Origin of the sequence: Aquabacterium sp., from assembly GCF_049274795.1 — a bacterium.
In the GTDB taxonomy this organism is placed as follows: Bacteria; Pseudomonadota; Gammaproteobacteria; order Burkholderiales; family Burkholderiaceae_C; genus Aquabacterium.
In genome coordinates this window covers 197,292-221,978 of sequence record NZ_JBASTH010000120.1, presented here as the reverse complement: position 1 = coordinate 221,978, position 24,687 = coordinate 197,292, and the positions used below count along the sequence as shown (strand labels likewise).

Annotated in this window: 21 protein-coding genes; 6 read left to right on the top strand and 15 right to left on the bottom strand. The window is 65.4% G+C overall.

Features of this window, described 5'->3' with window-relative positions; translation table 11 throughout:
- Window positions 1-147 precede the first annotated feature (147 nt).
- From WAQ08_RS20460 to WAQ08_RS20445, 4 genes are all read right to left on the bottom strand, one after another.
- Window positions 148-1,443, bottom strand: coding sequence for an acetyl-CoA C-acetyltransferase (locus WAQ08_RS20460; RefSeq protein ID WP_422194273.1), 1,296 nt, complete (start codon window positions 1,441-1,443; stop codon window positions 148-150).
- A gap of 57 nt (window positions 1,444-1,500) precedes the next feature.
- A complete protein-coding gene (locus tag WAQ08_RS20455) occupies window positions 1,501-2,361 on the bottom strand; it encodes a MaoC/PaaZ C-terminal domain-containing protein (RefSeq protein ID WP_422194272.1) in 861 nt (286 codons plus the stop codon).
- A gap of 22 nt (window positions 2,362-2,383) precedes the next feature.
- A complete protein-coding gene (locus WAQ08_RS20450) occupies window positions 2,384-3,793 on the bottom strand; it encodes a 3-oxoacyl-ACP reductase (protein WP_422194270.1) in 1,410 nt (469 codons plus the stop codon).
- Window positions 3,794-3,909: 116 nt separating this feature from the next.
- The gene (locus WAQ08_RS20445) at window positions 3,910-4,665 is read right to left on the bottom strand and encodes a TetR/AcrR family transcriptional regulator (protein ID WP_422194268.1); all 756 of its coding nucleotides are present in this window, start codon (window positions 4,663-4,665) and stop codon (window positions 3,910-3,912) included.
- A gap of 323 nt (window positions 4,666-4,988) precedes the next feature.
- Between WAQ08_RS20445 and WAQ08_RS20440 the strand changes: the two genes are divergently transcribed.
- Window positions 4,989-5,552 (top strand): CapA family protein, encoded by a 564-nt coding sequence (locus WAQ08_RS20440; RefSeq protein WP_422194266.1) that lies wholly within the window; start codon window positions 4,989-4,991, stop codon window positions 5,550-5,552.
- 352 nt (window positions 5,553-5,904) lie between these two features.
- Here the strand turns inward: WAQ08_RS20440 and WAQ08_RS20435 are convergent, their stop codons facing one another.
- The 4 genes from WAQ08_RS20435 to WAQ08_RS20420 form a co-directional block, all read right to left on the bottom strand.
- Entirely contained in the window at window positions 5,905-7,227 is a 1,323-nt protein-coding gene (locus WAQ08_RS20435) for a hemolysin family protein (protein ID WP_422194264.1), read from the bottom strand.
- An 83-nt stretch (window positions 7,228-7,310) separates the two neighbouring features.
- On the bottom strand, window positions 7,311-8,387 hold the full coding sequence (locus WAQ08_RS20430; RefSeq protein ID WP_422194262.1) for a phospholipase: 1,077 nt from the start codon (window positions 8,385-8,387) through the stop codon (window positions 7,311-7,313).
- A 27-nt stretch (window positions 8,388-8,414) separates the two neighbouring features.
- Entirely contained in the window at window positions 8,415-9,212 is a 798-nt protein-coding gene (locus WAQ08_RS20425; RefSeq protein ID WP_422194260.1) for a glutathione S-transferase family protein, read from the bottom strand.
- Between the two features lie 139 nt (window positions 9,213-9,351).
- Complete coding sequence (locus WAQ08_RS20420) at window positions 9,352-11,700, bottom strand: Tex family protein (protein ID WP_422194259.1); 2,349 nt, start codon at window positions 11,698-11,700, stop codon at window positions 9,352-9,354.
- 123 nt (window positions 11,701-11,823) lie between these two features.
- Here WAQ08_RS20420 and WAQ08_RS20415 point away from each other — a divergent pair, with 123 nt between their 5' ends.
- Entirely contained in the window at window positions 11,824-12,858 is a 1,035-nt protein-coding gene (locus WAQ08_RS20415; RefSeq protein WP_422194258.1) for a quinone-dependent dihydroorotate dehydrogenase, read from the top strand.
- A 24-nt stretch (window positions 12,859-12,882) separates the two neighbouring features.
- Here WAQ08_RS20415 and WAQ08_RS20410 read toward each other — a convergent pair whose 3' ends face one another.
- Complete coding sequence (locus WAQ08_RS20410; protein WP_422194256.1) at window positions 12,883-14,622, bottom strand: HDOD domain-containing protein; 1,740 nt, start codon at window positions 14,620-14,622, stop codon at window positions 12,883-12,885.
- Window positions 14,623-15,000: 378 nt separating this feature from the next.
- Here WAQ08_RS20410 and trxA point away from each other — a divergent pair, with 378 nt between their 5' ends.
- The 4 genes from trxA (at window position 15,001) to WAQ08_RS20390 (ending at window position 19,033) form a co-directional block, all read left to right on the top strand.
- Window positions 15,001-15,330, top strand: coding sequence for a thioredoxin TrxA (gene trxA / locus WAQ08_RS20405; RefSeq protein WP_422194255.1), 330 nt, complete (start codon window positions 15,001-15,003; stop codon window positions 15,328-15,330).
- A gap of 261 nt (window positions 15,331-15,591) precedes the next feature.
- Window positions 15,592-16,854 carry a transcription termination factor Rho gene (gene rho, locus WAQ08_RS20400; protein ID WP_422194253.1) on the top strand — a complete coding sequence of 421 codons (1,263 nt, stop codon included), beginning with the start codon at window positions 15,592-15,594 and terminating at the stop codon, window positions 16,852-16,854.
- A 154-nt stretch (window positions 16,855-17,008) separates the two neighbouring features.
- Window positions 17,009-17,263: a type B 50S ribosomal protein L31 gene (locus tag WAQ08_RS20395; RefSeq protein WP_422194251.1), complete on the top strand. Its 255-nt coding sequence runs from the start codon at window positions 17,009-17,011 to the stop codon at window positions 17,261-17,263.
- Between the two features lie 78 nt (window positions 17,264-17,341).
- On the top strand, window positions 17,342-19,033 hold the full coding sequence (locus WAQ08_RS20390) for a hypothetical protein (RefSeq protein ID WP_422194249.1): 1,692 nt from the start codon (window positions 17,342-17,344) through the stop codon (window positions 19,031-19,033).
- A gap of 2 nt (window positions 19,034-19,035) precedes the next feature.
- Here the strand turns inward: WAQ08_RS20390 and phoR are convergent, their stop codons facing one another.
- Genes phoR through pstC form a run of 6 tightly spaced genes read right to left on the bottom strand, consistent with a single transcriptional unit; the run spans window position 19,036 to window position 24,583 of the window.
- Window positions 19,036-20,373, bottom strand: coding sequence for a phosphate regulon sensor histidine kinase PhoR (phoR, locus tag WAQ08_RS20385; protein ID WP_422194247.1), 1,338 nt, complete (start codon window positions 20,371-20,373; stop codon window positions 19,036-19,038).
- A 46-nt stretch (window positions 20,374-20,419) separates the two neighbouring features.
- The gene (gene phoB, locus WAQ08_RS20380) at window positions 20,420-21,118 is read right to left on the bottom strand and encodes a phosphate regulon transcriptional regulator PhoB (protein ID WP_422194245.1); all 699 of its coding nucleotides are present in this window, start codon (window positions 21,116-21,118) and stop codon (window positions 20,420-20,422) included.
- A 15-nt stretch (window positions 21,119-21,133) separates the two neighbouring features.
- The gene (gene phoU, locus WAQ08_RS20375) at window positions 21,134-21,841 is read right to left on the bottom strand and encodes a phosphate signaling complex protein PhoU (protein ID WP_422194243.1); all 708 of its coding nucleotides are present in this window, start codon (window positions 21,839-21,841) and stop codon (window positions 21,134-21,136) included.
- A gap of 23 nt (window positions 21,842-21,864) precedes the next feature.
- A complete protein-coding gene (gene pstB, locus WAQ08_RS20370; RefSeq protein ID WP_422194241.1) occupies window positions 21,865-22,650 on the bottom strand; it encodes a phosphate ABC transporter ATP-binding protein PstB in 786 nt (261 codons plus the stop codon).
- Between the two features lie 44 nt (window positions 22,651-22,694).
- The gene (gene pstA, locus WAQ08_RS20365; protein ID WP_422194240.1) at window positions 22,695-23,558 is read right to left on the bottom strand and encodes a phosphate ABC transporter permease PstA; all 864 of its coding nucleotides are present in this window, start codon (window positions 23,556-23,558) and stop codon (window positions 22,695-22,697) included.
- Window positions 23,555-24,583 carry a phosphate ABC transporter permease PstC gene (gene pstC / locus WAQ08_RS20360; RefSeq protein ID WP_422194238.1) on the bottom strand — a complete coding sequence of 343 codons (1,029 nt, stop codon included), beginning with the start codon at window positions 24,581-24,583 and terminating at the stop codon, window positions 23,555-23,557. Before pstC ends, pstA begins: the two co-directional genes overlap by 4 nt.
- Window positions 24,584-24,687 lie beyond the last annotated feature (104 nt).

Genomic DNA, 24,687 nt, shown 5'->3' with positions numbered 1-24,687 from the left:
GAACCCTTGTTGTGGCCTTGTCGGCTGTTGCGAGTTGGACCCTTCACGCAGGGAACGTCACGTAACAAGCCGCAAAATAAGCAAATTTACGCGAACAACCCAGGGTTTCCATCTAGGTGGAACCCTGGGGTACCAAGCGCGACTGGCTCAGCGCTCCAGGATGGCAACAACGCCCTGGCCACCTGCGGCGCAGATGGAGATCAGGCCACGGCCGGAGCCGCGCTGGTTCAGCATCTTGGCCAGCGTGGCCACGATGCGGCCACCGGTGGCAGCGAAGGGGTGACCCGCGGCCAGCGAGGAGCCGTTGATGTTGAGCTTGCTGCGGTCGATCGAGCCCAGGGGCGCGTCCAGGCCCAGTTTTTCCTTGCAGTACTTGGCGTCTTCCCAGGCCTTGAGCGTGCACAGCACCTGCGCGGCGAAGGCTTCGTGGATCTCGTAGAAATCGAAATCCTGCAGACTGATGCCGGCGCGGGCCAGCATGCGCGGCACGGCGTAGGCCGGGGCCATCAGCAGGCCTTCTTTCTGCGGGCCGAAGAAGTCCACCGCGGCCACTTCGCTGAAGGTGATGTAGGCCAGCACGGGCAGGTTGTGGGCCTTGGCCCATTCCTCGCTGGCCAGCAGCACGGCGGAGGCGCCGTCGGTCAGGGGCGTGGAGTTGGCGGGCGTGAGCGTGCCCTGGCCGGGCGCGACCTTCTTGTCGAAGCAGGGCTTGAGGGTGCGCAGCTTCTCGATGGTGATGCTGTCGCGCAGGTTGTTGTCCTTCGTGACGCCCTTGTACGGAGTCATCAGGTCGGCGAAGAAGCCTTCCTTGTAGGCACGGGCCAGGTTCTGGTGCGAGGCCAGGGCCAACTGGTCCTGCTCTTCACGCGGGATGCCCCACTCGCGGGCCATCAGCTCGGCGTGCTCACCCATGGAGAAGCCGGTGCGCGGCTCGCCGTTCTTGGGGATGTTGGGCTTGACCAGCATCGAGGGGCGGATCTTGGACAGCGTCTTGAGCTGGGCGCCGGTGCTCTTGCCACGGTTGGCTTCCAGCAGGATCTTGCGCATTTTCTCGTTGACGCCGATGGGGGCGTCCGACGTGGTGTCCACACCGCCGCCGATGCCCACCTCGATGTGGCCCAGGGCGATCTTGTTGGCCACCAGCATGATGGCTTCCAGGCCGGTGCCGCAGGCCTGCTGCAGGTCGTAGGCCGGGGTCTGGGGCGACAGGGTGGTCGACAGCACCGATTCGCGCACCAGGTTGAAGTCACGCGAGTGCTTCATCACGGCGCCAGCGGCGACATCGCCCAGGCGCTCACCATGCAGGTTGAAGCGATCGACCAGGCCTTGCAGCGTAGCGGTCAGCATGTCCTGGTTGGACTCGTGCGAGTAGACGGTGTTGGACCGGGCGAAAGGGATGCGGTTGCCACCGAGGATGGCGACGCGACGGATGGTGCTGCTCATGTTTGAATCCTGGAATCGATGTGTATTGGGAACGTCAGATGGGGGCGGCCGGTGGGATCAGTAGGTGACCCGGCCGCGCAGGTGAGGCTTGTCGCCCTTGGAATTGCGAACCTCGAACAGGGAGCCCGACTCCTGGCGGGCGGCCCACAGCGAGGCCTTGGCCGGCAGGAACAGCGGTGTCTTGAACTCGACGATCACTTCGGCGTGATCGACAGCCTCGCGCGGCATCAGCATGGCCAGGGTGCGGGCCTTGGTCCACATGCCATGCGCGATGGCCTTGCGAAAGCCCAGGAACTTGGCCGTGAGCGCGGACATGTGGATCGGGTTGACGTCACCCGAGACCAGCCCGTAGCGCCGGCCGATGCCCGCCGGGGCAAAGAAGTCGGCCTGGTGCGAGATCGGCGTCTCGTCGATCAGTGCGCTGGTGTAGGGCTGCCCCTTGGGGTTGCGCACGCCCATGCGCAGCAGGGTCCAGGTGCTTTCCCACACCACCTCGCCAGCGCGCAGGGCGCGGGCATTGAGCGTGAAGACCTGGCCCTTGTCGTGCGCGAAGAGATCACCGGTGGTCATCTCGATGCGCAGTTCGTCACCCACGTCGATGCGCTTGAGCAGCCTGGCGCTGTTGGCCAGGTGCACCAGGCCCATGGCCGGCCACGGAAAGCGCCGCGAGCCGAACAGCATCATGGCCAGCGGAAAGGCGTGCAGGTGCGGGTACAGCATGGGCACGCCGTGCGCCTTGGTGAAGCCGCAGACCTTGGCGTACTTGACCACATCCTTGGCCTCGATCACCACCTTGGGCCGCACATAGGTGACCTGCGGCAGCGCTTCGACCACACCGGGGCGCTTGCTGCTGGAGCGCAGCGCACCGATGTTGAGCGACAGGGCGCTGGGCAGCTTGTTGACTTCGATGAACTTCATGTCGGAGTCCCCGCGTCAGCCGTCAGGCGCCGATCAGGCTCTGGCCGCAGACGCGGATGGTGTTGCCCGTCAGGCCGCTGGAGGCCGGGCTGGCAAACCAGCCGATGGCCTCGGCCACGTCGACCGGCTGGCCGCCCTGGCTCATGGAGTTCATGCGGCGGCCGGCTTCGCGGATGGCGAAGGGGATGGCGGCCGTCATCGCGGTTTCGATGAAGCCCGGGGCCACGGCGTTGATGGTGATGCCCTTTTGCGCATAGATCGGGGCATTGAACTGCACCATGCCGACCACACCGGCCTTGGAGACGGCGTAGTTGGTCTGGCCCATGTTGCCGGCCAGCCCTGAGATCGACGACACGCAGACGATGCGGCCGCCGGCGCGCAGCGCGCCCGATTCGACCAGCGCGTCGTTGATGCGTTCCTGCGTCGACAGGTTCACATTGACCACCAACTGCCAGAGGTGTTCCTTCATGTTGGCGATGGTCTTGTCGCGGGTGATGCCGGCGTTGTGCACGATGACATCCCAGCCGCCATCGGCGCGGGCGGCTTCCACCAGCTTCTGAGGCGCATCGGCGGCGCCGATGTCCAGCGCAATGGCCTTGCCGCCCAGCTTCTTGGCGACCTCGTTCAGGCCTTCCTGGGCCTGGGGCACGTCCAGCGCGATCACGTCGGCGCCGTCTCGGGCCATCACTTCGGCGATGGCGGCACCGATGCCGCGCGAAGCGCCGGTGACCAGCACCTTCTTGCCGGCCAGAGGCTTGGCCCAGTCGGCGGGCACGACCACATCGCTCACGGGCTTGCCCACGCGCACGACCTGGGCCGACACGTAGGTGGAGCGGGCCGACAGCAGGAAGCGCAGCGTCGATTCCAGGTTGGCTTCGGCGCCTTCGGACACGTAGACCAGCTGGGCGGTGGCGCCCTTCTTGAGTTCCTTGCCCAGCGAGCGGCTCAGGCCCTCGAGCGAGCGCTGCACGGTGGCCTTGCGGGGCGAACTGCACTCTTCAGGCGGGCGGCCGATGATGACCACGCGGCCGGAAGGCAGCACCGAGCGGGCGGCATCGTGGAAGAACCAGTACAGGGCGTCGCTCTGCGTGCTGTCGGCCAGGCCGGTGGCGTCGAACACAAGGGCCTTGACCTTCTCGCCGGGCTGGCCGTTGCTGCCCCAGCGGCCGGTGGTCAGGCCCACCTTGTTGGCCGTGGCCACCCACTGCGGCACGCGCTCGTGGGCCAGGGTCTGCGCACCGATGGACTTGAACACCGTGGCCAGGGCTTCGAGGATCTGCGAATCGGCGCTGCCGCCGACCAGGACGGTGCCTTGAACGACAGGCTGGCCGGGCTTGTAACGCTCCAGCGGCAGGGGTTTGGGCAGCCCCAGCGCGTTCACCAGCTTGGCTCCCATCGGGGAGTTGGCAAAGTCAAGGTAACCGTCTTTCATGCGGATCTCTACACAGTAGTGGGGCCTGGGGCGTGAACAGCCGGCAACAGGCCTGGTTTGCAAAACCGGGACACCGCATCGGTGCCCCGACAGGGAAAGAACAGGAGGCCGATCGCTCAGGCAGTGGTCTCGGTAGCAGATGGGGTTGTAGCGGCGACGGGCTCCAGGGCTTGGGAAGCGCGGGCAATGTCGCTGAACAGGGTGGACTGACCGGCTTCGGGCAACGGCGCACGCAGGGCCGCGACCATCAGGGCCGACAGGCGTGACAGCAGCAGCACTTCGTCGCCCTGCCCGCGTGTGAAATCCTTGATCAGGCGCTGGGTGTTGCCGCCAGCCAGGATGCCCGACAGGGCCCCCATGGCGAAGTTCAGGCGGAAACCCAGGTCGTGGCGGTCCAGATCCGGCAGGGAGCGCTGGAAGGCGCTGAAGAAGCGGCCCAACGTCTGGATGTAGTGTGTGTTGATGAAGTCGCGCACCACGGGCGATGGCTCCGTGTAAGCGCGGCCCAGGAACTGCAGGAAGCTGCCGGCGCGCGGGCCGGTGTCGTCGCGGAACAGGCGCACGGCAGGCAGGAACAAGGCCGCCAGCACGTGCTCGCAGGTCATCTGCGCGCCGAACTGCTGCTCGAAGGTGTCCAGCATGCTGATACGCTGCTCGTTCAGCGGATCGAGCTTGCGCGCCAGCACGGACTGGATCAGCGCATCCTTGCTGCCGAAGTGGTAGTTCACCGCGGCAAGGTTGACACCGGCGGCGCTGGTGATCTGCCGCATCGACAGCGAATCGAAGCCGCCCGAGATGAACAGTTCTTCGGCGGCATCGAGGATGCGCGACTTGGTGTCCTGGGGCGACAGTTTGGTAGAGGCTTGCGGCATACGTCTGCGAGGCCTACGGATGTTTCAAACGTCCGTTTCATGCTCGGCGCGTATCCTAAGCGATGTGCCCGACTCGGGTGACGGCGTTTTTAGACACAACCCTCTAAATGAGTGGTGTCAGGGCCCTGGGGCTGCGGTATTGCCCTCTGCCGCGCATCGCCCAAGGCGCACTAGCGTAGCGGCCATCACACGCCCACTGACCACTGCTTTTGGACTGGATCAGAGCCTTCACCGCCAAGCCCTGCCCGCCCCGTGAGGCGCTGGGCCTCATCTGACGCAACCTGGCCGTCGCGAGCTTTCGCAACCCGCAGGGCCTGCGCTTCGTGCCCAGGCACACGCTGCTCAATCCCATCGAGCCACGGCTCACGCAGGGTTTCGGGGGCAATGTGATGTCCATGTTCGGCAAGCCGCTGGTGTTCGATCCGGCGGTGGCCGCGTTCTTCCAGCCCTGCGACCGTGTGCTACTGAACTTCGAGGGCGTGATCACGGATCGGCGGCAGATCTCGCCGGACCAGAAGCACACCCGCCCCATCCTGCAGGCGCTGGACGGCCTGGCGCCGCGCGACAAGTTGGTGCTGTCACTGGCCAACAACCACACCGGCGATTTTGGCGAGGCGGCGCGCCGCCAGAGCCTGGCGCTGCTCCAGGCCGAAGGTTTTGCCGCCTTCGGCCTGGTCGAGAGCCCCTTTATCGACCTGGGCGAGCACCTCCGCGTGGTAACGGGCACGCGGTGGAACAACCGCGAGGGGCAGCACCTGGCCTGGCTGAAAGATCCCGCGCCATGGGCGCGCCCTGGCGCCTTCACGTGCTCTACCCCCACTGGGGGGGCTATGAGCTGGAGGTCTATCCCCGCAACGATGTGGCCGCGCAGACGACGCAATGGCTGACGGCTTTCGATGTCGTGATCGGCCACCACAGCCACACCCCGCAGCCCATCACGGTGCAGCGCGCACGAACGGCCTGCAGCGCCTGGCGGCCTACTCCATGGGCGATTTGTGCTTCGGCATGGCCTATCGGAACCTGCCCACCTTCAAGTACTACGCCTTCGGGCTGATCGGACGGATAACGATCGGCCCGCTGCGTGCGGACCCATCACGCTGGGCCGCGGGTGAGCTTGAATGGTCGTTCGTGGAATGCCGGCCCCGGTGGCGCGGCCAGGGCTTCGAAGTGGTGCTGGACGAGCGAGCACATCCCGCTGTTCAGCCCGCAGGCCATTGCGCCATCAACGCCGGCGCTGCATCAGCCCGCGTCGGCCGCCTGAGGCGTGGTAATCGGCACCAGCCGGCTGACCATCACCTGGTCGATCTTGAAGCTGTCCACGTCCATCACCTCGAAGCGGAAACCGCCCCATTCCACCGTGTCCGTCTTGCGCGGGATGCGGCGCAGCATCACCATCAGGAAGCCCGCCAGCGTGTCGTACTCCTCCTGGTGCGGCAGTTCCCACAGGTCGATGGCGCGCATCACATCCGGGATGGTGGTCATGCCGTCGATCAGCCAGGAGTTCTCGTCGCGGCGCACGATCTGCTCTTCATCCAGCGGCGAGACCAACTCGCCCATCACCGTGTTCATCACGTCGTTGATGGTGATGATGCCCACGACCAGGCTGTACTCATTGACGATGACGGCGAAGTCTTCATGCGCCTGGCGGAACTGGGCCAGCATCTCCGACAAGGTGAGCCGGTCGGGCACGATCAGCACCTTGTTGATCAGCCCCTCGGCCTTGAGAGAGATGGGCTGCGCATTGAGCACACGGTTGAGCAGGTGCTTCGAATCGACATAGCCCAGCACCTGGTCGATGCTGCCATCGCACACCAGGTAGGTGGAATGCGGATACTGCGCGATGCGAGCGCGGATCAGGGCCTCGCTGTCGTCCAGCAGGAAGTGCACGATGCGCTCGCGCCCTGTCATGGAGGTGGTGACCAGGCGGGTGTCCAGCTCGATCACGTTTTCGATGACCTGGTGCTCGGTCCGCGCCAGGATGCCGGCTTCAGCTCCGGCTTCGGCCATGGCCAGAATGTCGTCGGGGGTGATCTTGTCGTCGCGACGGTCCGGCAGGCCCAGCAGGCGCGAGAGCAGGTCCGTCAGGCGCTTGAAGAACCACACCACCGGCATGAACACCGTGGCGAAGTACTGCATGGGCACCACCACGTTCACGGCCACGCGCTCCGGCGCGGCCATGCCCAGGCGCTTGGGCAGCAGATCGGCCAGCATGATGAACAGGCTGGTCACCAGCAGGAAGGACAGCACCCAGCCCCAGCGCTCGGCGGACAGCGGGTCGACGCTGGCCATGCGCAGCAGCGAACCCATCGCGGGTGAGAAGGCGCCCTCACCCACCAGGCCAGCCAGGATGGCCACGGTGTTCTGCCCGATCTGGATGACGGTGAAGTAGTCGCCGGGTTCGTCCTGCACATTCATGACGGCCTGGGCGCGACGGTCACCCTGGTCCAGCAACTGGCGCAGGCGCAGGCGGCGCGATGCCGCCACGGAGAGTTCGGCCATCGAGAACAAGGCGCTCAGGCCGATCAGCAAGGCGATGAGCAGCAGGCTTTCGGTGGGTTCCATGTCAGCAAGTGTAGCCATTGGGCTCGTGTCCCGTGGCCTGGCACTGGCCGCAGGGGCGGCCTTGCAACGGCTTCAGCGCAACTTCACAGTGGCTTGACCCGGTCGGCCGGGCAGCCCTGGTCCAGCCAGCCCTGCCATTCATCGGCGAGCTTTTCGCACTCGGACACGGCCTGCCGCCAGTGGGTGATGCGGGTGTCGTTGTTCAGCGTCTTGAAGTCGTTGCGATCGGGCAGTTTGCCGCCCGGCAAGGTGGCCACCCAGGCCGGGTTGGGCGCCAGCAGGACCATGTTGTCCAGCGCCGGCGTGGCGCGGTGGCGGCTTTTGAACGCCTTGTCCAGCCAGCCCGGGATCACCTGCTGCTGGAAGTGCGGGTACAGCACCACGCCTTGCGACATGGCGGAGGCGAAGGGCCAGTGAAAGTGGTAATCCACGATGCCGCCATCCCAGTGGGCACCGGCGGGGCAGCCAGGGATGTCGTGCACCGGGTCGAGCACGAAGGGGATGCTGCACGAGGCCTGCAGCGCCGGCAGGAAGTTCTGCTCGCTCAAGGGGATCACCCGCGTGGGCTGGTCGTCGAGCTTGAAAGGCGGCTGGCCGGCCACCGAGAACACGGTGCGCTCCAGCCAACTGCCCACGGCACGGCGCGACACGGCGTTGCCCAGCACCAGGCCGGCAAAGCCCGCCAGCGTGCCCATGGGGCCTGCGCGGCGCAGTATGCCGAGCCCACGCGAGGTGACCATGTGCAGGCGCCAGCGTGGGTGGGCCAGCATGCCGGCCAGCGAGGCGGTGAAGAAGCTGTCCAGCGCCTTGGCGAAATCGCTGCTCACGCGCTGCGGCGAGGGGCGCTTGCGCCCGGGTTCCGGGTCATAGCGCTGCGAGATGTACACCTGGGCCAGGTGGTCGAAGGCCTTGGCCGGATCGGGCATGAGCGCAGCAGCCATGCGCCAGGCGCCGATGGAGGCGCCGACCAGGTCCAGGCGGTGGCTCTCGTCGGCTTGGGGCAGCCAACGCCCGAACAGATGCCTGTCAAGGTGGGTGAGGATGAGGCCCTTGGGCCCGCCGGCGGCCGCGGGCACCAGGCGCACATCAGCGGGCGCGAGGCCCTGCTGCCGGATGTGCCCCAACGCCCGGGGTCCTGCATGGATGTGCAAGGCCTGCATGGTGTCGATCGTGTAACGGAAAGCGAATCAGGCGGCCTGCCGGAACTGCGGCAGATCACCTCGGTGCAGATCGTACAGCTTTCGAACCCAGGCCAGGGCCGGGCGGTTCATCTCCAAGGCAATCGTTCGGGGACGCAGCGTCTGCACGTAATCCGGCGTGGAGTAGACCGGATGCTGCGAGGGGCAGGCCAGCGGCGCCAGCAGCGAGGCTGCGGTGATGTCGGCCACCGACAGGCGCGAGCCGACCAGGTACAGGCGCCCGTCGCTCAGGCGGCCTTCCAGCCAGGCCAGCGCCTGCAAGATGCGCTGCTCGGAGCGCTTGGCGGCCGCAGGCGTGATATTCAGGCGGAACTTGAAGACGCCCTTGATCAGCGGGTAGCCCAGGCGCACCAGCCGCCGCTGCCAGGGCGAGGCCTGCGCGGTCCACATCGCCAGGATCTTGTCGTCATGGCGGAAGGCATCGAGGTACAGGAAGCGCGCAACATCCCGACCGATGTTGTCGAAGCGGTCTTCGATGGACAGGCATTCATCGCGCAGATCGGAGCCTTGCGGCAGCAGATCCAGCGGGCCGTGGCGTTCGTCCAGCCACAGCAGGATGCGGGTGCTGTCCTGCACGTGCACCTGGCGGCCGTTCAGGCGCTGCTCGCGCAGCACTGGCAGCGTGGTCTGGCCCTGGCCACCCATGCGCAAGGCCGGCAGCATGTGGAAGGCGGGCGTGAGCATCACTTCGCGAAACGGCAAGCGACTGGCCTGCAGCACCCAGCGGATCTTCTCGCTGTAGTGCGACATCGCAAAGGTGAACAGGGTCAGGCCGGCCGGCTCCATGGGGCACTTCTACTTCGAACGACAAGGGGATGAAAGCAGCATACCTGCTGCCTTTCCCCTTGTCCGCCCCCGTCATGCGGAAATCCACCCCGCGAATGGGTAGATCTGCGCATATTTGAGCGCTTGCGCGCCGTGTTGCTCAGCGCTTTGTCTGCAGCTTGGCAAAGGCGGCGGCCATGGCCGATTGACCTTGCGGCTGCGGCGCGCCACGCCCTGCCCCACCGCTGCTGATACGTTCATTGCGTGCCGCGGGCTTGAAGCCGTTGTCGCGCGCGCCACCACCGCTGCGGGCACCCGGAGCCGTGTCCAGCTTCATGGTCAGCGAGATGCGCTTGCGGGCCATGTCGACCTCCAGCACCTTCACCTTGACGATGTCGCCGGTCTTGACCACCTCGCGCGCGTCGGTCACGAACTTGTTGGAGAGCTGGCTCACGTGCACCAGCCCATCCTGGTGCACGCCCAGGTCCACGAAGGCGCCGAACTGGGCCACGTTGCTCACGGTGCCTTCGAGCACCATGCCTTCTTGCAGGTCCTTGATGTCCTCGACGCCATCGTTGAAGCGGGCCACCTTGAAGTCCGGGCGCGGGTCACGTCCCGGCTTTTCCAGCTCGCCCAGGATGTCCTTGACGGTGATGACGCCGAACTTGTCGTCGGCGAACAGCTCGGGCTTGAGCGTGCGCAGCACGTCGCTCTTGCCGATCAGCTCGCCGATGGCCTTGCCGGTTTGCGCCAGCATCTTCTGCACGACCGGGTAGGTCTCGGGGTGCACACCCGAGATGTCCAGCGGATTGTCGCCATCGCGGATGCGCAAAAAGCCTGCGGCCTGCTCGAAGGTCTTGGCGCCCAGGCCCGACACGTCCATCAGTTGTTTGCGGCTCTTGAACGCGCCGTTGGCATCGCGCCAACGCACGATGCTGCTGGCCACGGCGCTGCTCAGGCCCGACACACGCGACAGCAACGGCGCCGAAGCTGTGTTCAGGTCCACGCCAACGGAATTCACGCAGTCTTCCACGACCGCGTCCAGCGTGCGGGCCAGCTCGCTCTGGTTGACGTCGTGCTGGTACTGACCCACGCCGATGCTCTTGGGATCGATCTTGACCAGCTCGGCCAGCGGATCCTGCAGGCGGCGGGCGATGGACACGGCACCGCGCAGGCTCACGTCCAGCTCAGGCAACTCCTTGCTGGCGAACTCGGAGGCCGAGTACACCGACGCACCCGCCTCGCTCACCACCACCTTCTCGATGTGGGTGCCGGGCGCCATCTGCTGGATGCGCTTGATCAGGTCGGCGGCCAGCTTGTCGGTTTCGCGGCTGGCGGTGCCGTTGCCGATGGCGATCAGGTTGACGCCATGGGCGGCGCACAGGCGGCCCAGCGTGTGAATCGAGCCTTCCCAGTCCTTGCGCGGCTCGTGCGGGTACACGGTCGAGGTGTCCAGCACGCGGCCGGTGTCGCTCACCACGGCCACCTTCACGCCGGTGCGGATGCCGGGGTCCAGGCCCATCACCACACGCTTGCCGGCCGGCGCGGCCAACAGCAGGTCGCGCAGGTTCTCGGCGAACACCTTGATGGCGGTGGCCTCGGCGGCCTCGCGCAGCTTGGTGAACAGATCACGCTCCAGGCTGAGCGAGAGCTTGACCTTCCAGGTCCAGGCCACCGTCTTGCGGATCAGGTCGTCGGACGGGCGCTTGCCGTGGCTCCAGCCCAGGTGGATGGCGATGCGGCCCTCGGCCATCGTGGGCTTGCCGGGCACGGCTTCTTCATCGAGCACCAGCTTGGCGTCCAGGATCTCCTGCGTGCGGCCACGGAACACGGCCAGCGCGCGGTGCGAGGGCACGGTGCGGATCGGCTCGTCGTAGTCGAAGTAGTCGCGGAACTTGGCCACGTCGGGGTTGTTCTCGTCCTTGCCGTCCATCAGCTTGGACTTGAACAGGCCCTCCTGCCACAGCCAGTCGCGCATCTTGCCGACCAGCGCGGCGTCTTCGGCCCAGCGCTCGGACAGCAGATCACGCACGCCGTCGAGCACGGCGAACGCGTCGGCGAAACCGCCCTCGGCGTTGATGAAAGCGGCAGCCTCCGCGCTCGGATCCAGCGTCGGATCGGCGAAGAGCTTGTCGGCCAGCGGCTCCAGGCCGGCTTCGCGGGCGATCATGCCCTTGGTGCGTCGCTTGGGCTTGTAGGGCAGGTAGAGGTCTTCCAGTTCCTGCTTGGTGGGCACGGTCTCGATGGCGGCACGCAGCTCGGGCGTGAGCTTGCCCTGCTCGTCGATGCTCTTGAGCACGGCGGCGCGGCGTTCTTCCAGCTCGCGCAGGTAGCCCAGGCGGGCCTCAAGGTCACGCAGCTGCGTGTCGTCCAGGCCGTCGGTGGCCTCCTTGCGGTAGCGGGCGATGAAGGGCACGGTGGCTCCGCCGTCCAGCAGGTCGACGGCGGCTTTGACTTGGGCGGGGCGAACCTTGAGTTCGGCCGCCAGTTGCATCAGGATCTTGTCCAAAGCGAAGGCCTTGTGAAGCGGGTCAAGAGGGGGCGCAGTTTGCCACAGCGAGCCCGCGCCGCAGGCCCGCGCGATCAGCGACAATACGAGGTTTGCTTCGCGTCTGAATTTCCCGCTTCCACCATGGCCCTGATCCCCTACGCCCTCTCCAAATCCGTGCTCTTTAAGATGGACCCGGAGGATGCGCACGAGCTCATCATGAACTCGCTGGCCGCCTTCCAGAACACGCCGCTGGCCTGCCTGTGGGGCAACCGCCGCGTGGAGGACCCTGTGGAACTGGCCGGGCTGCGCTTTCCCAACCGCATCGGCATGGCCGCCGGCCTGGACAAGAACGGCCGCGTGATCGATGGCCTGGGCGCCATGGGCTTCGGCTTCGTCGAGGTGGGCACCGTCACGCCCAAGGGCCAGCCGGGCAACCCGCGCCCGCGCATCTTCCGCCTGCCGGAGGCGCAGGGCCTGATCAACCGCCTGGGCTTCAACAACGAGGGGCTGGACGCCTTCGTGGCCAACGTCAAAAAGGCGCGCTACCGCCAGAGCGGCGGCCTGCTGGGCCTCAACATCGGCAAGAACGCGGCCACGCCCATCGAGAACGCGGTGGACGACTACATCCTCTGCCTGGACGGCGTCTACCCGCATGCCGACTACGTGGTTGTCAACATCTCCTCGCCCAACACCAAGAACCTGCGCAGCCTGCAGAGCGACGAAGCGCTGGATGCGCTGCTCGGCCAGTTGCAGGAGCACCGCCAGACGCTGATCCAGCGCCATGGCCGCACCGTGCCCATGTTCGTGAAGATCGCTCCTGATCTGGGCGAGACGCAAGTGGGCGTGATCGCCGCCACCTTGCAGAAAAACGGTCTGGATGGCGTGATCGCCACCAACACCACCCTGTCACGCGATGCCGTGAAGGGCCTGCAGCATGGCGAGGAACCCGGTGGCCTGAGCGGCCGCCCCGTGTTCGAGGCCAGCAACCAGGTGATCCGCCAGTTGCGTGCGGCCCTGGGCCCGCGCTTCCCCATCATCGGCGTGGGCGGCGTGTTCAGCGGCGCGGATGCCCGCGCCAAGCGCGAGGCCGGGGCCGACCTGGTGCAGATCTACTCCGGCCTGATCTACGAAGGCCCGGGCCTGGTCGAGGATTGCGCCCGCGCCCTCAAGGCCTGACGCTTCCTCCTCCGGCACCGAGGCTCAGCGCTGACCTTGTGCCACCGGTGTGGCCACACCTGGCTCCTGCACGTTGCTGAACGTGCGCCGGTACAGCCCCAGATCCACGGATTTGACCGACCGCTGCAGCGCTTCGACCAGCTCCTTCTGGCTGGTCAAGGCCGGGCGCGCATAGCGCGACATCAGCTTGGTCAGCATCGCGTTCTGGCGCACGGCGGGTTGCTCGACCAGCTCGCACAGCTCATTGGCCAGGCTGGCGGTAAGCCGCAGCCAGTCGTTCGGGCCTTCCGGCCGCCGCGGCGGCACGTTCTGGCTCAAGGGCCTGGCCGCCTGGATGAAGTATTCCGGGAAGCCCCAGTAGCGCAGTACCGCTGCTGTCAGTTCGTCCGGGTTGACGCCCAGCACGGCCCCTGTGGCGGCCTCCAGGGTCATCCCCGCAGCCGGCTTGCCTTCCAGCTCCGTGGGCGGACCGGGCATCGTCAGGCGGTTGATCTGCGCGGACTCTTCCGGGAAGTGGTACAGGATCAGCAGCCGGCCCAGATGCTGCGACATCGCCACCATCATGGCCTCTTCATCACCGATGTTGAAGGGGCGCAGCCAACGGGCCGCCAATGCAGCGATGCAGGCGCGCTTCAGTTCGGTTTCCAGCGCGGCTTCGGCGACTTGCCCCGCATCCGAGCCCTGCAGGCTGCTCGCGGCCTGCAGCACGCCAGGCCAGGTGCGCAGCGCACCGCACACCTTGCGCAGGCCCTGCTGCCCTAGCAGCACGATCGCCCGGCTCAGGCTGCAGGAGGGATCCTCGTTGCCGCCGGTCTGGTAGCGCGCGGTGTTCACCGAACGCAGCAGTTCCCAGCACAAGGCAGGGTCCAGCACGATCTGGTTGACCATGTCGTCCACGCGCAACTCTTCACGCGTGAACACCTTGAGGATGCCCCCCATGTCACGGGAGCGGCTGGGCAGGTGACCCACCGTCTCCAGCCGGTCCATGATCAGGGCCAGCGGCCCGGATGATTCCTGGCTGTTGGTCTTGACCCAGCCCTGCAGCGCGCTGATCAGCGTCCGTGCATTGAGGTAACGCTGGCGTTGCTGCCGATCGGTGGCACGATTGACGATGGCGCGCAGTGTTTCCGCGATGGGCTGCGGCGTGTTCCACGGCAGGCGCACGATCTCGGGCCCCACACGCGTGGAGGCGCTGGACAGGTCCGGATCATCGAGCGCCGGATGCCCGGCCAGCAGGCGGTGCAGCAGCAAGCCGGCCATCAGCACGTCGCGTTCGGCCCACACCCGCTGCGCCTGGCGCGAGCTGTTGCTGCCCGCCGTCGGGTCGCCAGACACCACACCAGGGCGCGGCAAGGCCAGGCCCACGGCCAGTCCGGCCACGCGCACATGCCCTGCCCCGTCCAGCATCACATTGACCAGGGCCAAGTCCTTGTGGGCGGCGCCGGCTTCATGCGCATAGGCCAGGGCTTCGAGCAGCTCGGTCGTCCAGTTGACGATGTCCAGCACCGTCGGCAAGGGGTGGCTGGGCTGCATGCGCTCATGCAGCGTCAGGAAGGTGCCACGCTCATAGGCGGCATAAGGCCAACCTTCGTGGATGCCCACATCGAGCACCTGCGCCAGCCTGGGGTGCTTCAGGCGCGAGGCCAACAGCACCTCCTGGCTCCAGGCATCACGCTCGGCGTCCGTCTTGGGCTGGGCCCGGGGCACGCACAGCAGCACATCGGCCTGGTTGCCGGTGTCGTGTGCCACCCACACATACGACATCGTGTTCTTGCTCAATAGCTGACGCAACTCGAAACGTCCAAAACGCCGAGCCGGAGACGCGCTGGGGGGCATCACATCAGCCGAGTCCATTGACGACAAACCCATCCATCAAATATCGAACCCAAAAAACATCGCCATGCACACGCCCCACGGGCGCATGAATGACACAGATACATTTAAACGCAAATCCGGACACCCGAACCGAGGATCAGACCCTGTGAACACCGGGCATTTTTCACTCTGCAAGGGACAGTGTGAGTTTTGTGGCTATCTTGGTCATTGATAAATCATGCACCCACACCAGATAAGGCTGCAGGGTTGTGTGTCAAAATTTATACCAGCCACCCTGAAAAAGGGCTTCGCCTCAAGGACAGTCTCATGAGCAACGAATTGATCAAACATGTGAGCGACGCGTCGTTCGACGCCGACGTGCTGCAAGCCGCCACCCCCGTGCTGGTGGATTACTGGGCTGAATGGTGCGGCCCTTGCAAGATGATCGCGCCCATCCTGGACGAGGTGGCCAACACCTACGACGGCCGCGTCACCATCGCCAAGATGAACGTGGATGAAAACCGCAACGTGCCCGCCAAGTTCGGCATCCGCGGCATCCCCACGCTGATGATCTTCAAGTCCGGCCAACTGGCCGCGACCAAGGTTGGCGCCCTCTCCAAGGCCCAGCTGACGGCGTTCATCGACGCCAACCTGTGATCTGAAAAAGGGCTGCAACAGCCCTTATACTTGCACCAGGTAGCTGCTCGGTGATGTCACCGACTAGCTGCCAGAGCCAGCACCCAGCCAGGGGTTGGCTTGCAAGGCCAGGCGTCCACCATCGCGATTGCCCGGACAAAACGGCACCCGTTCAACGGTTGCTTCACTCCCCTACCTTTCCCACCGCAACAACGTCGGCTCGCCAGGCCCTACGCGCAAGCACACCTGCACCGAGACCGGTCTTGTACAAGGTACAGATCCATGCATCTTTCCGAACTGAAGGCGCTGCACATTTCGACGCTGGTCGAAATGGCCGAAGGCCTGGAGATCGAAAACGTCGCCCGCATGCGCAAGCAGGAGCTGATGTTCGCGATCATGAAGAAGCGCGCCAAGGCCGGCGAGCAGGTCTTCGGCGATGGCGTCCTCGAGGTGCTGCCGGACGGCTTCGGCTTCCTGCGCGCCCTTGACGCCAGCTTCCTGGCCAGCACCGACGACATCTACCTGTCGCCCACTCAGGTGCGCCGCTTCAACCTGCACACCGGCGACATGATCGAAGGCGAAGTGCGCGTGCCCAAGGATGGCGAGCGCTACTTTGCCCTAGTCAAGGTTGACCGCGTCAATGGCCTCTCGCCCGAGGTCAACAAGAACAAGATCCTGTTCGAGAACCTGACGCCGCTGTTCCCGACCGAGCAGTTCAAGCTTGAGCGTGAGATCAAGGGTGACGACAACATCACCAGCCGCATCATCGACCTGATCGCCCCTATCGGCAAAGGCCAGCGCGCCCTGCTGGTTGCGCCGCCCAAGAGCGGCAAGACGGTGATGATGAAGAACCTGGCGCACGCCCTGGTGGCCAATCACCCGGAAGTGCACCTGATCGTCTTGCTGGTCGACGAGCGCCCTGAAGAAGTGACCGAAATGCAGCGCACCGTGCGCGGCGAGGTCATCAGTTCCACGTTCGACGAACCCGCCCAGCGCCACGTGCAGGTCGCCGAAATGGTGATCGAGCGCGCCAAGCGCCTGGTGGAACTCAAGAAGGACGTGGTGATCCTGCTGGACTCGATCACCCGACTGGCGCGCGCCTACAACAACGTGCTGCCCAGTTCCGGCAAGGTGCTGTCCGGCGGTGTGGATTCCAACGCCCTGCAGCGCCCCAAGCGCTTCTTCGGCGCGGCCCGCAACATCGAAGAAGGCGGCTCACTGACCATCATCGGCACCGCCCTGGTCGACACCGGCAGCCGCATGGACGAAGTGATCTACGAAGAGTTCAAGGGCACCGGCAACTGCGAAATCCACCTGGATCGCCGCATGGCCGAAAAGCGCGTGTACCCCTCAATCCTGATCAACAAGTCCGGCACCCGCCGCGAAGAGCTGCTGCTCAAGCCCGAGATCCTGCAAAAGAGCTGGATCCTGCGCAAGCTGCTCTACCCGATGGACGAGATCGAGGCGATGGAGTTCGTGCTCGACAAGATGCGCTCGACCAAGAACAACCACGACTTCTTCGACATGATGCGTCGTGGTGGCTGACCCCTCGGTCAGGCGCTCGCGAAAGGCAGCCTTCGGGCTGCTTTTTGCTTTTCAGGCAAAAATCGTGCTATACTCCAAGGTTTTCCGGCTGTCGGAAAGTGCGCGGGCATGGTGCCCACGTGGCTGCCGATGATGCAAACAGCATGAGGTTTCTATGAAAGACGGCATTCACCCCGATTACCGCGACGTCCTGTTCGTGGATCTGTCCAACGGCTTCAAGTTCGTGACGCGTTCGTGCGTGCCCACGAAGGAAACCGGCAAGGCCGACGACGGCCGTGATCTGCCGCTGTTCAAGCTGGAAACCTCGTCGGAATCGCACCCCTTCTACACAGGTCAGCAAAAGAGCGTGGACACCCTGGGTGGCCGCGTCGAGAAGTTCCGCAACAAGTTTGCGCACCTCAAGAAGTAATTCTTCTGCTCCGCCCAGGCGGATCATCGAAGGGCAGCTCAGGCTGCCCTTTTTCTTTGCCTGTAAGATCGCCGCCGCATGCAACAAGAGCACAAAGCCTTCGTCACACCCGCGCTGGTGACCGAGAAAGCCGTGCGGCGCCTTCCCCGCTGGGCGCTGTGGGCCTTCTGCGCCGCGTACGTGCTGCCCGGCCTGTTCGGGCGCGACCCCTGGAAGAACGCCGACATCGCCTCGTTCGGGCAGATGTGGAGCCTTGCGCTGGGCCAGGCCTCGTGGTGGGCGCCCCATGTGGGCGGCGTGTCGCCCGCTGGCGGCGGCATCTTGCCCTACTGGCTTGGGGGCAGCTTCATCGCGGCGCTCAGCCCTGTGATGGACCCGGCCCTGGCCGCACGCGTGCCCTTTGCACTGTTGCTGGCTGCCGTGCTGGCGTTGACCTGGTACACCACCTACCACCTGGCCCGCACGGATGCGGCCCAACCGCTGCCCCTGGCCTTCGGCGGTGAGGCGCCTGCGGCGGACTATGCCCGCGCTCTGGCCGATGGCGCCTTGCTGGCACTGGTCGCTACCCTGGGCCTGCTCCAGTTGGGGCATGAGACCACACCCGAACTGCTGCAGCTCACCGGCAGTGCCCTGTTCATGTATGGGCTGGCGGCAGCGCCTACCCGCACGCTGAAGGCCCGTCTGGCCACTGTGGGCAGCGTGGCGTTGCTGGCCACCAGCGGCAGCCCCTCCGTGGCCATGATGCTCACGGGCGTGGGGTTGCTGGTCTGCTGGCAATCGGAAGACGAACACCTGAGCCAGCACCGCTGGTGGGTGGCGGGCGCCGGCCTGCTGGGCGCCGCACTGGCCACCGGCTTGACGATGGCGCACCTATCCGGCTGGAACTGGGGCGTAACGGACGATACGCACTTCGGGCCCCTGCTCAAGCTGCTGATCTGGTTCACGTGGCCAACCTTGCCGCTGGCCGCCATAACCGTCTGGAAGTGGCGACGCCAGTTGCTGCGCCGGCATATCGCGGTGCCCGTGTGTTCCGCGTTGGTCGGCATTCTGGTATGCCTGGGCATGGGCGGCAATGACCGCGCCCTGCTGCACTCGCTGCCCCCGCTGGCGGTGCTGGCTGCCTTTGCACTGCCCGCGCTCAAGCGTGGCCTGAGTGGCGCCATTGATTGGTTCTCGGTGTTCTTCTTCACCATCGTAGCGCTGGTGATCTGGGTGGTCTACGCGGCCATGCACACCGGCTGGCCGGCCAAGACAGCAGCCAACGTGGCCAAGCTGGTGCCCGGCTACACGGCCGAGGTGTCCTGGGTGTCGCTGGCATTTGCCGCGCTAGGCACCCTGGCCTGGCTGGCGCTGGTACGTTGGCGCACGGCACGCCACCGGGCAGCACTGTGGAAGAGCCTGGTGTTGCCGGCCGGCGGCGTGGCACTGCTGTGGCTGCTGCTGATGAGCCTGCTGCTGCAGCCGCTGGACCAGGCCCGCAGCTACCGGCTGCTGATGGATCGGGTGGCCACTCACGTGCGCCCCGGCCAATGCGTGCTGGCGCCCAATGCCTCGGCCGGACTGCTCACTGCACTGGAGTATTTCGGCAACCACACGGTCTATGGCCAGACAGGTGTGGAGCGCTATCCGCCTCCGCGCTGCACTGTGCTGATGCTGAGCCTCACATCACGCCAGACCGAGCCCGTGCCGCCGGGTTGGACTTTTGTCTCGCGTGAGCGCCAGCGGACGCAGAACTCGGAATCGGTTGCGATCTACCGTCGAGAGCCCTGATCTCAAGCATGCCTGAGCCGCACACGGGCCGCAGGCACGATCAGCGTGAACACCGAGCCCTTGCCCTTCTCGCTGGTGATGCGCAGGACGCCGTCGTGGCGCTGCACCACATGCTTCACGATGGACAGGCCCAGGCCCGTGCCCCCTGTGTCCCGCGAGCGGCTGCCATCGACACGGTAGAAGCGCTCCGTGAGGCGGGGGATGTGCTCAGCATCGATGCCGATGCCGCTGTCCTTCACCGAGAACTCGCCGCTGCCGTCGGACATCAGCCTCCAGCACACCTCGATGCGGCCGCCTTCCGGGGTATAGCGGATCGCGTTGGACACCAGATTGCCCATGGCGCTGAGCCACTCGCTGTCCACGCCCGCGATCTCGGCTGGCTTGTCCGCCGGTGATTCGCTGACCACCAGTTCATGCCGACCCTGAGACAGGCCCCGGCCATCGTTCTCGATGCGCTGCATCAGCGCCGACACCTGGCACCACTTGTCTGCCGACGGGCGCGGGCTGCCCTCTATCTGCGCCAGCATCAGCAGGTCCGACACCAGGGTCTGCATGCGGTCCGACTGCTGCGCCATCAAGGTCAGCACACGCTTGCGCTCCACCTCGGTGAGGGGCAGGCTGGCCAGCGTTTCGATGAAGCCCGTCAGCACCGTCAGTGGCGTGCGGATCTCATGCGAGACATTGGCCACGAAGTCGCGGCGCATGGCCTCGGCACGCTCCCGCTCGGTCACGTCCTGCGACAGCACCAGGCGCAAACCTTCACCATAGGCGCGCACCGTGATCGACAAGGTGCCCTGGCCGTTGCGCATGGGCACCTTGACGGGCTCTGCATAGTCGCCAGCAGCCAGGTACTGCACAAAGGTCGGCATGCGCACGAGGTTGGTCACACGCTGTGCCAGGTCACGCACGGGGTCCAGCCCGAAGTGCAAGGCGGCCACGCTGCTGATCCAGGTGATGTGCTCGCTGCCGTCGATCATCATCACCCCATTGGGCGAGGCATCAATGCCCGAGAGGAACTGCTGCAGGCGGTCACGCTCCCTGGCCGTGCCCTGCTCGCGCTGACGGATCACGCGGTGCACGCGGTGCGCCACCTCGCCCCAGATGCCGGGCAACTGAGGGGGCGGCGGCTCGGGGTTGCGCAGCCAGTCGAGCAGTTCATGCCCTTTGAGGGTGTCCAGCACAGACACACCGACCGCTGCCAGGGCCCCGCCCAGCAAGGCCATGCGCGTGGGGTATCCCATGCTGTGGCCTATCCACCACCCTGCCCCGGCTCCGACGGAGCCCAGAAGCAAGCGCAGGCCGATGCGTGACGGCAGCCACGACTTGTTGGTATCGATCACGAGCGGAATCGCTGTTGTGGGGCTGGCTGTGTCGCCAGCCGGATGCTCAGGCCGCGTTGGCCAGTTGCTGCGTCAGGCGGTAGCCGGCGCCACGCACCGTCTCGATCATCTGCGAGCGCTGCACCGACGAGAGGGCTTCACGCAGCCGCTTCACATGCACATCGACCGTGCGTTCTTCGATGAAGACGTGGTCGCCCCAGACGCGGTCCAGCAGTTGCGCACGGCTGTGCACGCGCTCCGGGTGCGTCATGAAGAAGTGCAGCAGCTTGAACTCGGTCGGGCCGATCTTGACGTCCTGCTCGTCGCAGCTGACACGGCGCGTGGCCGGATCCAGGCGCAGGCCGGCGATCTCCACCGCCGAATCCAGTGCCTGAGGGGCCTTGCGGCGCAGCACGGCACGCACGCGGGCCATCAGCTCCTGCGTGGAGAACGGCTTGGTGAGGTAGTCATCCGCCCCGGCGTCCAGGCCGGCCACCTTGTCGGTTTCCTCGGCGCGGGCGGTCAGCATGATCACCGGCAGATCCTTGGTGCGCTGCTGGCCACGCCAGCGCTTGGCCAGGTTCAGGCCGGAGGTGCCCGGCAGCATCCAGTCCAGCAGGACCAGATCCGGCAGCACGCGGTCCACCTCGTTCTGGGCGGCCTCGCCATCAGGCGCCAACACCACCTCGAACCCCGCATGGCGCAGGTTGAGTGCGATCAGTTCGGCGATCGCAGCCTCGTCTTCAACGACCAGCACTCGGCTCATAGGCACTCCCGTCGATCACTTGATGATGTTGGCCACGGCTTCGGGCGTGTTGTGACGCACGTCCGTGCCCTTGACGATGTAGATCACCTGCTCGGCCAGGTTCTTGGCGTGGTCGCCCACGCGCTCGATGGCCTTCGCCACGAACACCAGGTCGATCGAGGCCGAAATGGTGCGCGGATCTTCCATCATGTAGGTGATCAGCTTGCGCATCAGGCCGTCGAACTCGGCGTCGATCTCGTTGTCGCTCTTGATCACTTCCAGGGCCACGCCCACGTCCAGGCGGGCAAAAGCGTCCAGGGCCTTGCGCAGCGAGGCGGTGGCCAGGTTGGCTTCGAAGGACACATCGCTCACCGGCAGGCGCAGGCGGCTGGAGACACCGGTGTTGATCAGGCGCTGCACCGTGCGCGCGATGCGGGCGGCTTCGTCGCCCACGCGCTCGAGGTTGCCGATCGTCTTGGAGATGGCGATCAAGAGGCGCAGGTCACGCGCCGTGGGCTGACGGCGGGCGATGATGGTAGACAGATCGGCATCGATCTCCATTTCCATCTGGTTGACCTTCTCTTCGAGTTGCAGCACTTGCGTGGCCACGTCGCCACCGAAGTTGGTCAGGGCGTAGATGGCCTGGGCCACCTGGGATTCGACCAGGCCGCCCATTTCGAGCACGCGTGTGGAGATGCCGCTGAGTTCGTTGTCGAACTGGGTGGACAGATGTTTTTCGACCATGTTGTTTGCTCCTGTGTTGTTGTTCAGCCGAAGCGACCCGTGATGTAGTCTTCGGTCTCCTTCTTCTTGGGCTTCATGAAGAGGTCGGACGTGGGGCCGAACTCGATCAGCTCGCCCAGGTACATGTAGGCGGTGAAGTCCGAGCAACGCGCGGCCTGCTGCATGTTGTGGGTCACGATCAGCACGGTGTAGTCGTCCTTGAGCTCGTGGATCAGCTCTTCGATCTTGCCGGTGGAGATCGGGTCCAGCGCCGAGCAGGGCTCGTCCAGCAGCAACACCTCGGGCTTGATGGCGATGCCGCGGGCGATGCACAGACGCTGCTGCTGGCCACCGGACAGGCCCGAACCGCTCTGGTTGAGCTTGTCCTTGACTTCGTTCCACAGGGCGGCCTTCTTCAGGGCCCACTCCACGCGCTCGTCCATTTCCGAACGCGAGAGGTTCTCGAACAGACGCACGCCGAAGGCGATGTTGTCGTAGATCGACATGGGGAACGGCGTGGGCTTCTGGAACACCATGCCCACCTTGGCACGGATCAGGGAGACGTCTTCCTTGCTCTTGAGGATGTTCTGGCCGTCCAGCAGGATCTCGCCTTCGGCGCGCTGCTCGGGGTAGAGCTCGAACATGCGGTTGAAGGTGCGCAGCAGCGTGGACTTGCCGCAGCCCGAAGGGCCGATGAAGGCGGTGACCTTCTTCTCGGGCAATTCCATGTTGATGTTCTTGAGCGCATGGAACTTACCGTAGTAGAAGTTCATGTTGCGCACGGCCAGCTTGGCCTTGGCAGGAGTCGAGTTTTGCACCTTGGCGTCCATGATGGGCTTTCTAAGGGATGCGAATATTTGAAATCAGTAGGTGTTCAGCGTTGGCGGAACATCGTGCGGGCGATGACGTTCAGGGCCAGCACACCAACGGTGATCAGGAACACGCCTGCCCAGGCCAGCTTCTGCCAGTTCTCGTACGGGCTCATGGCGAACTTGAAGATGGTCACCGGCAGACTGGCCATCGGCTGGCTCAGGTCCGTCGTCCAGAACTGGTTGGACAGCGCGGTGAACAGCAGCGGTGCCGTCTCACCCGAGATGCGGGCAACCGCCAACAGGATGCCGGTGATGACGCCGGCACGGGCCGACTTCAGGGTGATCGTGCCGATCACGCGCCACTTGGGCGTGCCCAGGGCGTAGGCAGCTTCACGCAGCGCAGCAGGCACCAGCACCAGCATGTTCTCGGTGGTGCGGATGACCACCGGCACCACGATCAGCGCCAGGGCCAACACACCGGCAAAGCCCGAGAAGGACTTCATCTTGGCGACCACGACGCTGTAGATGAACAGGCCCACCACGATGGACGGTGCCGACAGCAGGATGTCGTTGATGAAGCGGGTCACGCTGCCCAGCCAGCCCTTCTGACCGTACTCGGCCAGGTAGATGCCAGCCATCACGCCGACGGGGGTGCCGATCAGCGTGGCAAGGCCCACCATGATGAACGAGCCCATGATGGCGTTGGCCAGGCCACCGGCGTCCATCGGCGGCGGCGTCATCTGGGTGAAGGTGGCCAGGGCCAGACCGTCAATGCCCAGACGGACGGTTTCGATCAGGATCCAGATCAGCCAGAGCAGGCCGAAGGCCATGGCCCCCAGCGACAGGGTCAGGGCCAGCGCATTGATGCGCTTGCGGGCCGCGTGTTTCTTCAGGCGCGTGGCCTGCAGGGTGGCGGAGGTGCTCACGAACGGGCTCCTTCGGATTTCTTGAGGCGGGCCAGCAGCACCTTGGAGAAGGCCAGCACGACGAAGGTGATGAAGAACAGGACCAGGCCCAGATAGATCAGCGAGGCCTGATGCAGGCCCTCGCCGGCTTCGGCGAACTCATTGGCCAGGGCCGAGGTGATGCTATTGGCGGCTTCGAACACCGACAGCGAGTTGAGCTGGTTCATGTTGCCGATGACGAAGGTCACGGCCATGGTCTCGCCCAGGGCGCGGCCCAGGCCCAGCATGATGCCGCCGACCACACCGGTCTTGGTGTAGGGCAGAACGACCTTGCTGACCACTTCCCAGGTGGTGGAACCCAACCCGTAGGCCGACTCCTTCAGCAGCGGCGGGGTCACTTCGAACACGTCACGCATCACCGAGGCGATGAAGGGGATGATCATGATGGCCAGGATGATGCCAGCCGACAGGATGCCGATGCCCACGGGCGGGCCGGAAAAGAAGGTATCCAGGATGGGCACGCCGGCCGTCACGTTCTGCAGCGGTTGCTGCACGTAGGTGGCCAGGATCGGGCCGAACACCAGAAGGCCCCACATGCCGTACACGATGGAGGGCACGGCCGCCAGCAGTTCCACTGCGATGCCCAGCGGGCGCTTGAGCCAGGCCGGCGAGAGCTCGGTCAGGAACATGGCGATGCCGAAGCTCACGGGCACGGCGATCAGCAGCGCGATGGCCGAGGTCATCAGGGTGCCGTAGATCATCACCAGGCCACCGTAGGACTCCTGCACGGGATCCCATTCGGTGCTGGTCAGGAAGCCCAGGCCGTACTTTTCGATCGCGGGCCAGGCGCCCACGATCAGGGAAATGATGATGCCGATCAGCAGTGACAGCGTCAGGATGGCTGCCGAACGGGCCAGCAGCGCAAACAGGGTGTCGGCCCAGGGGGCCGGTCCGCGGCGTGGAGGGGGATTGCTCATGGGTGAGGTTCGTTTTTGTCGAGAGGCGGATCCGAAATCTTCGGTATCCGCCGGCAAGGTGGCACTCATGGTCAACCTCCGTCCAGGCCTTTGAAGGACTATGTTCGTGTCAACAAAAGGCCGGAGCCCTGTCGGCAGGGCCCCGGCGATGGTCTTTCTGACCAGTTTTCTCT

Excerpts from the sequence above, each read along its gene's own strand:
- WAQ08_RS20460 (WP_422194273.1), bottom strand. The coding sequence starts at position 1,443 with ATGAGCAGCACCATCCGTCGCGTCGCCATCCTCGGTGGCAACCGCATC.
- WAQ08_RS20455 (WP_422194272.1), bottom strand. The coding sequence starts at position 2,361 with ATGAAGTTCATCGAAGTCAACAAGCTGCCCAGCGCCCTGTCGCTCAAC.
- WAQ08_RS20450 (WP_422194270.1), bottom strand. The coding sequence starts at position 3,793 with ATGAAAGACGGTTACCTTGACTTTGCCAACTCCCCGATGGGAGCCAAG.
- WAQ08_RS20445 (WP_422194268.1), bottom strand. The coding sequence starts at position 4,665 with ATGCCGCAAGCCTCTACCAAACTGTCGCCCCAGGACACCAAGTCGCGC.
- WAQ08_RS20435 (WP_422194264.1), bottom strand. The coding sequence starts at position 7,227 with ATGGAACCCACCGAAAGCCTGCTGCTCATCGCCTTGCTGATCGGCCTG.
- WAQ08_RS20430 (WP_422194262.1), bottom strand. The coding sequence starts at position 8,387 with ATGCAGGCCTTGCACATCCATGCAGGACCCCGGGCGTTGGGGCACATC.
- WAQ08_RS20425 (WP_422194260.1), bottom strand. The coding sequence starts at position 9,212 with ATGGAGCCGGCCGGCCTGACCCTGTTCACCTTTGCGATGTCGCACTAC.
- WAQ08_RS20415 (WP_422194258.1), top strand. The coding sequence starts at position 11,824 with ATGGCCCTGATCCCCTACGCCCTCTCCAAATCCGTGCTCTTTAAGATG.
- WAQ08_RS20410 (WP_422194256.1), bottom strand. The coding sequence starts at position 14,622 with ATGTCGTATGTGTGGGTGGCACACGACACCGGCAACCAGGCCGATGTG.
- trxA (WP_422194255.1), top strand. The coding sequence starts at position 15,001 with ATGAGCAACGAATTGATCAAACATGTGAGCGACGCGTCGTTCGACGCC.
- rho (WP_422194253.1), top strand. The coding sequence starts at position 15,592 with ATGCATCTTTCCGAACTGAAGGCGCTGCACATTTCGACGCTGGTCGAA.
- WAQ08_RS20395 (WP_422194251.1), top strand. The coding sequence starts at position 17,009 with ATGAAAGACGGCATTCACCCCGATTACCGCGACGTCCTGTTCGTGGAT.
- WAQ08_RS20390 (WP_422194249.1), top strand. The coding sequence starts at position 17,342 with ATGCAACAAGAGCACAAAGCCTTCGTCACACCCGCGCTGGTGACCGAG.
- phoB (WP_422194245.1), bottom strand. The coding sequence starts at position 21,118 with ATGAGCCGAGTGCTGGTCGTTGAAGACGAGGCTGCGATCGCCGAACTG.
- phoU (WP_422194243.1), bottom strand. The coding sequence starts at position 21,841 with ATGGTCGAAAAACATCTGTCCACCCAGTTCGACAACGAACTCAGCGGC.
- pstB (WP_422194241.1), bottom strand. The coding sequence starts at position 22,650 with ATGGACGCCAAGGTGCAAAACTCGACTCCTGCCAAGGCCAAGCTGGCC.
- pstC (WP_422194238.1), bottom strand. The coding sequence starts at position 24,583 with ATGAGTGCCACCTTGCCGGCGGATACCGAAGATTTCGGATCCGCCTCT.